The 12,623-nt window shown below is 60.2% G+C and carries 12 protein-coding genes; 10 read left to right on the top strand and 2 right to left on the bottom strand.

Annotated elements, in window-relative coordinates:
• The first annotated feature begins 249 nt into the window (after nucleotides 1-249).
• The 10 genes from lptF to tadA all read left to right on the top strand — a co-directional run bounded on the left by lptF (nucleotide 250) and on the right by tadA (nucleotide 10,777).
• Nucleotides 250-1,368: an LPS export ABC transporter permease LptF gene (gene lptF, locus AACV02_RS06895; RefSeq protein ID WP_106579468.1), complete on the top strand. Its 1,119-nt coding sequence runs from the start codon at nucleotides 250-252 to the stop codon at nucleotides 1,366-1,368.
• Complete coding sequence (lptG, locus tag AACV02_RS06900) at nucleotides 1,361-2,440, top strand: LPS export ABC transporter permease LptG (RefSeq protein WP_119738532.1); 1,080 nt, start codon at nucleotides 1,361-1,363, stop codon at nucleotides 2,438-2,440. The genes lptF and lptG overlap by 8 nt, the downstream gene beginning before the upstream one ends.
• A gap of 151 nt (nucleotides 2,441-2,591) precedes the next feature.
• Complete coding sequence (gene lepA / locus AACV02_RS06905) at nucleotides 2,592-4,391, top strand: translation elongation factor 4 (RefSeq protein WP_003210439.1); 1,800 nt, start codon at nucleotides 2,592-2,594, stop codon at nucleotides 4,389-4,391.
• A gap of 5 nt (nucleotides 4,392-4,396) precedes the next feature.
• Nucleotides 4,397-5,251, top strand: coding sequence for a signal peptidase I (gene lepB, locus AACV02_RS06910; RefSeq protein WP_106579465.1), 855 nt, complete (start codon nucleotides 4,397-4,399; stop codon nucleotides 5,249-5,251).
• Nucleotides 5,252-5,403: 152 nt separating this feature from the next.
• Nucleotides 5,404-6,093, top strand: coding sequence for a ribonuclease III (rnc, locus tag AACV02_RS06915; protein ID WP_094951369.1), 690 nt, complete (start codon nucleotides 5,404-5,406; stop codon nucleotides 6,091-6,093).
• Nucleotides 6,086-6,988, top strand: coding sequence for a GTPase Era (era, locus tag AACV02_RS06920; RefSeq protein WP_003234112.1), 903 nt, complete (start codon nucleotides 6,086-6,088; stop codon nucleotides 6,986-6,988). The genes rnc and era overlap by 8 nt, the downstream gene beginning before the upstream one ends.
• Nucleotides 6,989-7,150: 162 nt before the next feature.
• Nucleotides 7,151-7,834: a DNA repair protein RecO gene (recO, locus tag AACV02_RS06925; protein WP_106579464.1), complete on the top strand. Its 684-nt coding sequence runs from the start codon at nucleotides 7,151-7,153 to the stop codon at nucleotides 7,832-7,834.
• A 51-nt stretch (nucleotides 7,835-7,885) separates the two neighbouring features.
• Complete coding sequence (gene pdxJ, locus AACV02_RS06930) at nucleotides 7,886-8,632, top strand: pyridoxine 5'-phosphate synthase (protein WP_119738534.1); 747 nt, start codon at nucleotides 7,886-7,888, stop codon at nucleotides 8,630-8,632.
• A gap of 271 nt (nucleotides 8,633-8,903) precedes the next feature.
• On the top strand, nucleotides 8,904-10,280 hold the full coding sequence (locus AACV02_RS06935; protein WP_119738536.1) for a multicopper oxidase family protein: 1,377 nt from the start codon (nucleotides 8,904-8,906) through the stop codon (nucleotides 10,278-10,280).
• Entirely contained in the window at nucleotides 10,280-10,777 is a 498-nt protein-coding gene (gene tadA / locus AACV02_RS06940) for a tRNA adenosine(34) deaminase TadA (RefSeq protein ID WP_119738538.1), read from the top strand. Before AACV02_RS06935 ends, tadA begins: the two co-directional genes overlap by 1 nt.
• A gap of 139 nt (nucleotides 10,778-10,916) precedes the next feature.
• Here tadA and cmoB read toward each other — a convergent pair whose 3' ends face one another.
• Both cmoB and cmoA read right to left on the bottom strand, forming a co-directional pair.
• Nucleotides 10,917-11,873, bottom strand: a complete 957-nt coding sequence (cmoB, locus tag AACV02_RS06945; protein WP_119738540.1) for a tRNA 5-methoxyuridine(34)/uridine 5-oxyacetic acid(34) synthase CmoB — start codon at nucleotides 11,871-11,873, stop codon at nucleotides 10,917-10,919.
• Complete coding sequence (cmoA, locus tag AACV02_RS06950; RefSeq protein ID WP_106579459.1) at nucleotides 11,870-12,613, bottom strand: carboxy-S-adenosyl-L-methionine synthase CmoA; 744 nt, start codon at nucleotides 12,611-12,613, stop codon at nucleotides 11,870-11,872. Before cmoA ends, cmoB begins: the two co-directional genes overlap by 4 nt.
• Nucleotides 12,614-12,623 lie beyond the last annotated feature (10 nt).

A 12,623-nucleotide genomic window follows, 5' to 3' on the forward strand; every position in this document is an offset into this window, starting at 1 on the left:
GTCTGTACCCAGGCTTTAAAGCGTGGCAGCTCTGTAAACCGCCAGCGACAAAGGCCGCAGTTTGAACCTCGCCGGCGGAGCCTGACAACCCTTGCCGCGTGCTTTGTGCACGCGTATGAGCAAGCACCGTGACAGGCGCGGTCAATCACAGGATAATGCGCCATCTTTTTAGCCGGCCCGTGCAAACGGGTCGACTCGGTATGCTTGCTTGTTTGGCCGCCTTAGCCTGACAACCCTGGAGTGTCTGGTTTGATCGTCTTCCGTTATCTGTCCCGCGAAGTCCTGTTGACCCTGAGTGCCGTGAGTGCGGTATTGCTGGTCATCACCATGAGTGGTCGTTTCGTCAAATTCCTGGCCCAGGCCGCTTCGGGTGCTCTGGATCCGGGCTCGCTGTTCCTGATCATGGGCTTTCGCCTGCCGGGCTTTTTGCAACTGATCCTGCCACTTGGCCTGTTTCTCGGCATTTTGCTGGCCTATGGCCGGCTGTACCTTGAGAGTGAAATGACTGTGCTGTCGGCCACCGGCATGAGCCAGCAGCGTCTGCTGGCCATGACCATGGTGCCGGCCACCGGCGTTGCCCTGGTGGTGGCATGGCTGAGCATGAGCCTGGCGCCTCAGGGCGCCATGCAGTTCCAGCTGCTGCTGAACAAGCAGGATGCGATGACTGAGTTCGACACCCTTGAGCCTGGGCGCTTTCAAGCGCTGAACGATGGCACGCGGGTGACCTACACCGAGACCATGACGGATGACCGTGCCAACCTGGGCGGCGTGTTTATTTCTCAGAAAAATCTCGGGCAGAACCAGAAAGACCGTGGCATTTCGATTCTGGTGGCCAACAGCGGACGCCAGGAAGTACGACCTGATGGCAGCCGTTACCTGATCCTGGAAAATGGCTACCGCTACGACGGCAGCCCTGGCCTCGCCGATTATCGGGCGATCAAGTACGACACTTATGGCGTCATGCTGGCCAGGCCAGACATCAGCGAAGAGGTCACTGACCGCGATGCGCTGCCGACGTCGTCGCTGTTCAACAACAAGGAACTGCGCTCCATCGCCGAGCTGCAATGGCGGCTGTCGCTGCCGCTGCTGGTATTTATCGTGACGTTGATGGCCGTGCCGCTGTCGCGCGTCAACCCGCGTCAGGGTCGCTTCCTCAAGCTGTTGCCGGCAATTTTGTTGTACATGGCCTACCTGACCCTGCTGATTTCCGCCCGTGGTTCCATGGAAAAAGGCAAGTTGTCGCCGGCCCTCGGCCTGTGGGGCGTGCACGGGATCTTCCTGTTGATCGGCCTGGGGCTGCTCTACTGGGAACCTATCCGTTTGAAAATGAAGAGCCGTCGTGGCCTGAAGGAGTTGGCTCGTGGCTAAGCTCGATCGCTACATTGGTAGCAGCGTACTGATCGCCATTCTGGCGGTATTGGGCATTATTCTCGGCCTGGCCTCGTTGTTCGCCTTTATTGACGAAGTGGGCAACGTCACCGACACCTACACCGTCATGGATGTGTTGAGTTACGTGGCGCTGACTGCGCCGCGCCGGCTCTACGACATGATGCCGATGGCCGCGCTGATCGGTTGCCTGATCGGGCTGGGCAGCCTGGCCAGCAGCAGCGAACTGACCATCATGCGCGCCGCCGGTGTCTCGATCGGGCGTATTGTCTGGGCGGTAATGAAGCCCATGCTCCTGCTGATGGCGTGCAGCGTGCTGATCGGCGAGTACGTGGCGCCGCCGGCCGAAGCCACCGCTCAGGCCAATCGCGCCCTGGCCCAGGGCTCGGGGGATGCGCAAAGCGCCAAGCACGGCCTCTGGCACCGTCAGGGGGATGAGTTCATCCACATCAACGCCGTGCAGCCGGGCGGCTTGTTGGTGGGTGTGACGCGTTATACGTTCGACAAGGAACGGCACATGCTGACCTCCAGTTTCGCCAGGCGCGCGCAATACGACACCGAGAAATGGACGTTGAGTGACGTCACCACCACGTATTTCCGCAATGTCGGCCAGGGCACCAAGGCCAGCACCGAAGTGATCAATGTGCCGAGCGAGCAATGGGATATCGCCCTGAAGCCCGAACTGCTCAACACGGTGGTGATGATCCCGGAAAGCCTGCCGATTACCGGTTTGTGGAGCTATATCCACTACCTCAAGGATCAGGGCCTGAATAATGGCCGCTACTGGCTGGCGTTCTGGGTCAAGGTGCTGCAGCCGGTGGTCACCGCCGCGCTGGTATTGATGGCGATCTCGTTCATCTTCGGCCCGTTGCGTTCCGTGACCCTCGGTCAGCGGGTGTTCACCGGCGTACTGGTGGGCTTTACCTTCCGTATCGCCCAGGACTTGCTCGGTCCGTCGAGCCTGGTGTTCGGTTTCTCGCCGCTGTTTGCGGTGCTGGTGCCGACAGCGATTTGCGCCCTGGCCGGGTTCTGGCTGTTGCGCCGCGCGGGTTGATACTGCGCTTATGAACAAAAAATGCCCCGTTCGAGAGATCGGGGCATTTTTGTTCTGGTCAGCAAAGATGACGTCTGGCCTGAGCATCAGGTACAATTCCCGGCTATTTTTCAGCGGGCAATCTGCCTGCAGCCTTTTTGAGTGTTGATCCGTGAGTGATTTGAGTCATATCCGCAATTTCTCCATCATCGCCCACATTGACCATGGTAAGTCGACGCTGGCCGATCGATTCATCCAGATGTGCGGCGGCCTTGCCGAGCGTGAAATGGAGGCCCAGGTACTGGACTCCATGGACCTCGAGCGCGAGCGCGGGATCACCATCAAGGCGCACAGCGTTACCCTGTACTACACCGCCAAAGACGGTATCAAGTACCAGCTCAACTTCATTGACACCCCGGGCCACGTTGACTTCACCTATGAAGTCAGCCGTTCCCTGGCGGCCTGTGAAGGTGCGTTGCTGGTAGTGGACGCGGGCCAGGGCGTCGAAGCCCAGTCCGTGGCCAACTGCTACACCGCCATCGAGCAAGGCCTGGAAGTGATGCCGGTGCTGAACAAGATCGACCTGCCTCAGGCCGATCCGGACCGGGTCAAAGAAGAGATCGAGAAGATCATCGGCATTGACGCCACCGACGCCGTCGAGTGCAGCGCCAAGACCGGCCTGGGCGTCGACGAAGTGCTCGAGCGCCTGGTCAAGACCATCCCCGCACCTACCGGCAACTACGAAGATCCGCTGCAAGCGTTGATCATCGACTCCTGGTTCGACAACTACCTGGGCGTTGTTTCCCTGGTGCGTGTACGCCACGGCCGTGTGAAGAAGGGCGACAAGATCCTGGTCAAGTCCACCGGCAAGATCCACCTGGTCGACAGCGTCGGCGTGTTCAACCCGAAACACACCGCCACCACCGACCTGAAAGCCGGTGAAGTGGGCTTCATCATCGCCGGCATCAAAGACATTCACGGTGCACCGGTCGGTGACACCCTGACCTTGAGCTCCACCCCTGATGTAGACGTGTTGCCGGGTTTCAAACGCATCCAGCCGCAGGTTTACGCCGGCCTGTTCCCGGTCAGCTCCGACGACTTCGAAGACTTCCGCGAAGCCCTGCAGAAGCTGACGCTCAACGACTCGTCGTTGCAGTACACCCCGGAAAGCTCCGACGCGCTGGGCTTTGGCTTCCGCTGCGGGTTCCTGGGCATGCTGCACATGGAGATCATCCAGGAGCGCCTTGAGCGCGAATACGACCTGGACCTGATCACCACCGCGCCAACGGTTATTTTTGAGCTGGCGCTGAAAACCGGTGAAACGATTTACGTCGACAACCCGTCCAAGCTTCCGGATCTGTCCTCCATCGAGGACATGCGCGAGCCGATCGTGCGGGCCAATATTCTTGTGCCGCAGGAACACCTGGGCAACGTCATTACCCTGTGTATCGAAAAACGTGGCGTACAACACGACATGTTGTTCCTCGGTACCCAGGTGCAAGTGACCTACGATTTGCCGATGAACGAAGTGGTCCTGGACTTCTTCGACCGTCTCAAATCCACCAGTCGCGGCTATGCTTCGCTGGATTACCATTTCGATCGTTACCAATCGGCTAATCTGGTGAAACTGGATGTGCTGATCAACGGCGACAAGGTAGATGCACTGGCACTGATCGTGCACAAGGACAACGCGCACTACAAAGGTCGGCAGTTGACCGAAAAGATGAAAGAACTGATTCCGCGCCAGATGTTCGACGTCGCGATCCAGGCCGCCATTGGCGGGCAGATCATTGCACGGACCTCCGTCAAGGCTCTCAGAAAGAACGTACTGGCCAAATGCTACGGCGGTGACGTAAGCCGTAAGCGCAAGCTGCTTGAGAAGCAAAAGGCCGGTAAAAAACGCATGAAGCAAGTGGGCAACGTGGAAATTCCACAAGAAGCCTTCCTTGCGGTGCTCAGGTTGGATAGTTAGGTCCTATGTCACTAAATTTCCCGCTGTTGCTGGTCATCGCCGTTGCCGTTTGCGGCCTCCTGGCGTTGCTCGATCTGGTGTTCTTCGCCCCGCGTCGGCGGGCGGCTATCGCTTCCTATCAGGGCAGCGTCAGCCAGCCCGATGCGGTGGTGGTCGAGAAGCTGAACAAAGAGCCTCTGCTGGTTGAATACGGCAAGTCGTTCTTCCCGGTGTTGTTCATCGTGCTGGTGCTGCGTTCGTTTTTGGTGGAGCCGTTTCAAATCCCTTCGGGGTCGATGAAACCGACCCTGGACGTGGGCGACTTCATCCTGGTGAACAAGTTTTCCTATGGGATCCGCCTGCCGGTGCTCGACAAGAAAGTCATCCCGGTCGGTGACCCGCAGCGCGGCGATGTGATGGTGTTTCGCTACCCAAGCGACCCGAACGTCAACTACATCAAGCGTGTCGTCGGGCTGCCGGGCGACGTGATTCGCTACACCAGCGACAAGCGTCTGTTCATCAATGGTGAGTCGGTGGCCGAGAAACTGATCGGCGCCGAACCGAACACCTTGGGCAGCGCCGAGCTGTACCAGGAAAAACTCGGCGCGGTAGAGCACGAAATCCGTAAGGAAATGAGCCGCTACCGTGCGATGCCTGATGGCGAATGGAAAGTGCCTGCCGGGCACTACTTCATGATGGGCGACAACCGCGACAACTCCAACGACAGCCGTTACTGGGATGACCCCAATATTCCCAAGGACCTGCTGGGCATGGTTCCCGACGAGAACATTGTCGGCAAGGCCTTTGCGGTCTGGATGAGTTGGCCGGAACCCAAACTCAGCCACCTGCCGAACTTCTCGCGGGTCGGGCTGATCAAGTAATACAGGCGGCGCTGTGAACACAGCGCCGAATGCTTTTCTGGGGTTCGGACAATGCGTCGTCCGGCCTCATGCGGCACCAACCAGGATTTGAATTTGAACACTGCGTCAATCGTCGATGGCCGCCGGTGCCACCAACTAGATATGGATAAACCGTGACCGTTTCTCTAAGTCGTCTCGAGCGTCAGCTCGGCTACACCTTCAAGGACCAGGAATTGATGGTCCTTGCCCTCACACACCGCAGTTTTGCAGGGCGTAATAACGAGCGCCTGGAATTTCTCGGTGATGCCATCCTCAACTTCGCCGCCGGTGAGGCGCTGTTCGAGCGTTTCCCGCAAGCGCGCGAAGGCCAGCTGTCACGCCTGCGTGCGCGGCTGGTGAAAGGCGAGACCCTGGCCGTGCTGGCCCGCGGTTTCGGCCTGGGCGAATACTTGCGCCTGGGTTCCGGTGAACTGAAAAGCGGTGGTTTTCGTCGCGAGTCGATCCTGGCTGATGCCCTCGAAGCGTTGATCGGTGCGATCTACCTGGATGCAGGCATGGAGACGGCCAAAGAGCGCGTGGTGGCCTGGCTGGCTTCGGAGATCGAGAGCCTGACGCTGGTCGACACCAACAAAGATCCCAAAACCCGCTTGCAGGAATTCCTGCAGTCGCGCGGTTGTGAACTGCCACGCTACGAAGTGGTGGATATCCAGGGTGAGCCGCATTGCCGCGTATTCTTCGTGGAATGTGAAATCACCTTATTGAATGAAAAAAGCCGAGGTCAGGGTGTGAGCCGTCGTATTGCCGAACAGGTAGCGGCCGCTGCAGCACTGATTGCCCTGGGCGTGGAGAATGGCCATGACTGATTCAACCGCAACACGCTGTGGCTATGTTGCCATCGTCGGCCGTCCGAACGTGGGCAAGTCCACGCTGCTGAACCACATCCTGGGCCAGAAGCTTGCGATCACCTCGCGCAAGCCGCAGACCACCCGTCACAACATGCTGGGCATCAAGACCGAAGGCAGCGTCCAAGCCGTTTACGTCGACACCCCGGGCATGCACAAAGGTGGCGAGAAAGCCCTGAACCGCTACATGAACAAGACCGCTTCGGCGGCGTTGAAAGACGTCGACGTGGTGATCTTCGTGGTTGACCGCACCAAGTGGACCGACGAAGACCAGATGGTTCTTGAGCGCGTGCAGTACGTCACCGGCCCGTTGATCGTCGCGCTGAACAAGACCGACCGCATCGAAGACAAAGCCGAGCTGATGCCGCACCTGACCTGGCTGCAAGAGCAACTGCCGAACGCCCAGATCATGCCGATCTCGGCCCAGCACGGTCACAACCTTGAGGCCCTGGAGCGCGTGATCGCGGGTTACCTGCCCGAGAACGAGCACTTCTTCCCGGAAGATCAGATCACCGACCGCAGCAGCCGTTTCCTCGCCGCTGAACTGGTGCGCGAGAAAATCATGCGCCAGATGGGCGCCGAGCTGCCGTACCAGATCACCGTCGAAATCGAAGAGTTCAAGCAGCAGGGCAAAACCCTGCATATTCATGCGCTGATCCTCGTCGAGCGTGACGGCCAGAAGAAAATCATCATTGGCGACAAGGGCGAGCGCATCAAGCGCATCGGCACCGAAGCGCGCAAGGACATGGAATTGCTGTTTGATTCCAAGATCATGCTCAACCTGTGGGTGAAGGTTAAGGGTGGTTGGTCCGATGACGAGCGCGCGCTGCGCTCCCTGGGCTACGGCGACCTGTAGGGTCTTGAATACACCACAGGGCTGAAAATGTGGGAGGGGGCTCGCCCCCGATAGCGGTGGGTCAGTTAACAAAAAGTGACTGACACACTGCCATCGGGGGCAAGCCCCCTCCCACATTAGGTTTGTGTAGTTTTCAAAAATGCATTCCAGCAGTGAGCATCCATGTCCCAACCCACCAGCCAACTCGCCTACGTCCTGCACAGCCGCGCCTACCGCGAGACCAGCGCGTTGGTGGACTTCCTCACGCCCCAAGGCCGCCTGCGCGCAGTCTTGCGCAGCGCGCGGGGCAAGGCGGGTACGCTGGCACGGCCGTTCGTGGCCCTGGACGTGGAGTTTCGTGGCAAGGGCGAACTGAAAAACGTCGGTCGTCTGGAAAGCGTCGGCAACTCCGCCTGGCTCAATGGTGAAGCCCTGTTCAGCGGCCTGTACCTCAACGAGCTGCTGATCCGCCTGCTGCCCGCCGAAGACCCACACCCTGGGGTCTTCGATCACTACGCCGCGACGCTCATTGCGCTGGCCGAAGGCCGCCCGCTGGAACCGCTGCTGCGCGCCTTCGAATGGCGCCTGCTCGACGACCTGGGCTACGGTTTTGAACTGAGCAACGACCTGCACGGCGACCCCATCGCCGCAGACGGCATGTACCGCCTGCAAGTCGACGCCGGCCTGGAACGTGTTTACCTGCTGCAACCCGGCCTGTTCCAGGGCACCGAGTTGCTGGCCATGAGCGAAGCCGACTGGACTGCCCCTGGCGCCTTGTCTGCGGCCAAGCGCTTGATGCGCCAGGCGCTCGCCGTGCACTTGGGCGGGCGGCCGCTGGTCAGTCGCGAGTTGTTTCGAAAGCCCTGACAACCCCGTGTATGCTGTGCGGCGTTTCTTTCCCTTTTCAGGAGCGCTTCCGTGAGCACCAGCAATCGCATTCTTCTTGGCGTCAACATCGACCACGTCGCTACCCTGCGCCAGGCCCGGGGCACCCGTTACCCTGATCCGGTCAAGGCTGCGCTGGACGCCGAGGAAGCGGGCGCCGACGGCATCACCGTGCACCTGCGCGAGGACCGCCGCCACATCCAGGAGCGCGATGTGTTGCTGCTCAAGGACGTGCTGCAAACCCGCATGAACTTCGAAATGGGCGTCACCGAAGAAATGATGGCGTTCGCTGAACGCATCCGCCCGGCGCATATCTGCCTGGTGCCCGAAACGCGCCAGGAGCTCACCACCGAAGGCGGCCTCGATGTCGCCGGCCAGGAAGCGCGGATCAAGGCTGCGGTTGAGCGCCTGTCGAAGATCGGCAGCGAAGTCTCGCTGTTCATCGACGCCGACGAGCGTCAGATCGAAGCCTCGCGCCGTGTTGGCGCGCCGGCCATCGAACTGCACACAGGCCGCTATGCCGATGCCACCACACCCACCGAAGTCGCTGACGAACTGCAGCGCATTATCGACGGCGTAACGTGCGGCCTCAATGAAGGCCTGATCGTCAACGCCGGCCATGGTTTGCACTACCACAACGTCGAAGCCGTGGCTGCGATCAAGGGCATCAACGAACTCAACATCGGCCACGCGCTGGTGGCGCACGCGCTGTTCGTCGGTTTCAAAGGCGCAGTGGCCGAGATGAAAGCGCTGATTCTGGCTGCTGCCAGCTCCAAGTGAGCACAGTCTAAAAATCACTGAAGATCAACATGTGGGAGGGGGCTTGCCCCCGATAGCGGTGTGTCAGTCAGCCTCTCTGTAGCTGACTCACTGCAATCGGGGGCAAGCCCCCTCCCACAGTGATTTTCGGTGTGTCCAGAGTTGTAGTTACCCAGCCAAACCCTTTGAATTCAGCCATGCGGCAATGCGAAGCCTTACTGTTTAGCCGGGTCAGGTGTATCGTATCTGCCCTTTGCGGGCCTCTGGCCTGCGGCAGATACGTGAGGTTGTTGTGTCCCGATCCTTTTCCCGTCGACAAATCCTGGGTGGTCTCGCGGGCCTGGCCGTAGTGGGCGTCGGTGCCGGTGGCGGCTATCGCTACTGGCTGGGGAAAGTTGCCGAGGCTGAAGCCGGGCACGATTACGAACTGATCGCCGCGCCGCTGGACGTGGAACTGGTGCCAGGCCACAAAACCGAAGCCTGGGCATTTGGCCCCTCGGCGCCGGGCACCGAGTTGCGTGTGCGCCAGGGTGAGTGGCTGCGGGTGCGCTTTATCAACCACTTGCCGGTCGCCACCACCATTCACTGGCACGGCATCCGCTTGCCGCTGGAAATGGACGGCGTGCCTTACGTCTCGCAGTTGCCGGTATTGCCCGGCGAATACTTCGATTACAAATTCCGCGTGCCGGACGCCGGCAGCTACTGGTATCACCCACACGTAAACAGCAGCGAAGAACTCGGCCGTGGCCTGGTGGGCCCGCTGATCATCGAAGAGCGCGAGCCCACCGGTTTCAAACACGAACGCACCTTGAGCCTGAAAAGCTGGCACGTGGACGAAGAGGGCGCCTTCGTGGCGTTCAGCGTACCCCGTGAAGCCGCGCGTGGCGGCACCGCCGGGCGCCTGTCGACGATCAACGGCGTGCCCCAGGCGGTGATCGATTTGCCGGCTGGACAAATCACCCGCGTGCGCCTGCTCAATCTCGACAACACGCTGACCTATCGCATCAACATTCCCGACGTCGACGCGCAGATCTACGCGCTGGACGGCAACCCCGTCGAGCCGCGCCCATTGGGCAAGGAATACTGGCTGGGCCCGGGCATGCGTATTTGTCTGGCGATCAAGGCACCGCCTGCCGGTGAAGAACTCTCCATCCGCAACGGTCCGGTGCGCCTGGGCACTTTTCGCTCCGTCGCCAATACCGATGCGCCCACCGAATGGCCGCCGGCGCTGCCCGCCAACCCGATCGCCGAGCCGGACCTGGCGAATGCCGAGAAACTCAACTTCAATTTCGAATGGGTCGGTACGGTGTCGGTCGATGACGGCAAACCGCCGAGCTTGTGGCAAATCAACGGCAAGGCCTGGGACATCACCGACAAGACCTGTGCCGACCGCCCGATTGCCAAGCTTGAGAAGGGCAAAAGCTACATTTTCGAATTGAAGAATATGACCCAGTACCAGCACCCGATCCACCTGCACGGCATGAGTTTCAAGGTGATCGCCTCGAACCGCCACAAGGTGATCCCGTACTTCACCGACACTTACTTGCTGGGCAAGAACGAACGCGCGCGCGTGGCGTTGGTGGCGGATAACCCGGGGGTGTGGATGTTCCATTGCCACGTGATCGATCACATGGAAACCGGCCTGATGGCCGCCATCGAGGTGGCGTGATGCGCCAGATTCGCTCAACGGCGATTATCGACCGCAGCCGCGATCAGCACTTCATGCGCGAAGCCCTGGCCCTCGCCGCTCAAGGCGCCGCCTTCGGCGAAGTGCCCGTGGGCGCGGTGCTGGTGCAGGACGGTGAAATCATCGGTCGGGGTTTCAATTGCCCGATCAGCGGCAATGACCCCAGCGCCCACGCCGAAATGGTCGCCATCCGCGCCGCCGCGCAGGCGATCAGCAACTATCGCCTGGTCGGCAGCACGCTGTATGTAACGCTGGAACCATGCAGCATGTGCGCGGGCCTGATCGTGCATTCGCGCATCGCGCGGGTGGTGTACGGCGCGCTGGAGCCCAAGGCTGGGATCGTGCAAAGCCAGGGGCAGTTTTTTACCCAGGGGTTTCTTAACCATCGGGTGCTGTTTGAAGGCGGGGTGTTGGCTGAGGAATGCGGGACGGTGTTGAGTGAGTTCTTCAAGGCCAGAAGAGCCAAGCCCACACTCTAACGAACACTGAAAACCAATGTGGGAGCTGGCTTGCCTGCGATAGCGGTGCGTCAGTCACTGATCAATTGACTGAAAGATAGCTATCGCAGGCAAGCCAGCTCCCACATTTTGAGCTCTGTTTAAGCAGGGAAATCAGTGCTCACTTCTTCGCGATAATCACCGCCCGCATCGGCGCCGGCAGCCCTTCAATCGTCTTGCTGTGGTCCTCGGGATCGAGGAAGTCACTCAACGACTGATACTTCATCCACTCCGTCCCGCGCTGTTCTTCAACCGTGGTCACGCTCACATCCACACAACGCACCTCACTGAAGCCCGCACGCCGTAGCCACAGCATCAACGCCGGCACCGACGGCAGGAACCACACGTTACGCATCTGTGCGTAGCGGTCTTCCGGCACCAGCACTTGCTGCTGATCGCCTTCCACCACCAGGGTTTCCAGCACCAGTTCGCCGCCTTTGACCAGGCAATCTTTCAACGCCAGCAAATGCTCGATCGGCGAGCGACGGTGATAGAACACGCCCATGGAAAACACCGTGTCGAAGCCTTCCAGGTTCGGCGGCAGGTCTTCAAACGGGAATGGCAAGTGCCAGGCCTTCGGCTCGTTCAGGTAGCGTTGTACGGCCTGGAACTGGCAGAAAAACAACCAGTTCGGGTCCACGCCAATCACGCTGTCGGCACCCGCGCCGAGCATGCGCCACATGTAGTAGCCGTTGCCGCAACCCACATCGAGGATGCGCTTGCCGTTCAAATTCAGGTGCGGGGCAACCCGCGTCCACTTCCAGTCCGAACGCCATTCGGTGTCCACATGCACGCCAAACAGGTTGAACGGGCCTTTGCGCCACGGGCTCAGGCCCATCAGCGCAGTGCGCATCTGTGCGCGGGTGGCGTCGTCGCAATCGGTATCAAGGGTCAGGCCATTGAGCAAATCGACTTCGCTGGGCTGGATCTGCGGCAGCGCATCCAGCGCACTCTGCCAACGCTCCAGGTCGCCATGACCCTTTTCCATCTTGCTATCGAGTTGCGCTTGCAGGCCTTGGGCCCACACGGCCAACGGAGTGCCGACCAGATGGCGGGCGAGGGGGGACAGATCAATCATGGCAAGGCAATCAACGAGGCAAAGTTAAGACACTGGAACCACGGCACGACTTTCGAGAACCCGGCCGCCAACAGGCGTTCGCGGTGTTCTTCGAGGCTGTCAGGCTTCATGACGTTTTCGATGGCGCTGCGCTTCTGGGCGATTTCCAGTTCGCTGTAGCCGTTGGCGCGTTTGAACGCGATGTGCAGGTCGGTGAGCAATGCGTGCTCTTGCGGGTCGTTGAACCGCAGTTTTTCCGAGAGGATCAACGCGCCGCCGGGCAGCAGCGACTGGCGGATACGCCCCAGCAATGCCAGGCGTTCATCAGGGGCGATAAATTGCAGGGTGAAATTCAGCGCTACCACCGAGGCCGGTTGGAACTGCAGCGCGAGGATATCGCCCTCGATCACCTCAACCGGCAGCAACTCCTGGAACATCGAGTCCTGACCATTGAGGTATTCGCGGCAGCGCTCGACCATCGCCGCCGAGTTATCCACGGCGATTACCCGGCATCCGTCGGTGCGCACATGGCGGCGCAGCGCCTGGGTGACCGCGCCAAGGGACGAGCCCAGGTCGTAGAGCACGCTGTTGGGTTGCGCAAACTGCGCGGCGAGCACGCCGAGGTTCTCGACGATGGTCGGGTAACCGGGCACCGAGCGTTTGATCATGTCCGGGAACACCCGCACCACGTCCTCGTTAAAGGCGAAGTCCGGCACCTGGGGCAGGGGCTGGGCGAATAGGCGATCGGGTTCTTTGCTCACGGTTGTTCCG

Origin of the sequence: Pseudomonas sp. Larv2_ips (genome assembly GCF_963879675.1) — a bacterium.
GTDB lineage: Bacteria > Pseudomonadota > Gammaproteobacteria > Pseudomonadales > Pseudomonadaceae > Aquipseudomonas.

Bases quoted from the DNA above. Each gene is read 5' to 3' on its own strand.
- lepB (WP_106579465.1), top strand. From the start codon at position 4,397: ATGTCACTAAATTTCCCGCTGTTGCTGGTCATCGCCGTTGCCGTTTGC.
- era (WP_003234112.1), top strand. From the start codon at position 6,086: ATGACTGATTCAACCGCAACACGCTGTGGCTATGTTGCCATCGTCGGC.
- recO (WP_106579464.1), top strand. From the start codon at position 7,151: ATGTCCCAACCCACCAGCCAACTCGCCTACGTCCTGCACAGCCGCGCC.
- tadA (WP_119738538.1), top strand. From the start codon at position 10,280: ATGCGCCAGATTCGCTCAACGGCGATTATCGACCGCAGCCGCGATCAG.
- cmoB (WP_119738540.1), bottom strand. From the start codon at position 11,873: ATGATTGATCTGTCCCCCCTCGCCCGCCATCTGGTCGGCACTCCGTTG.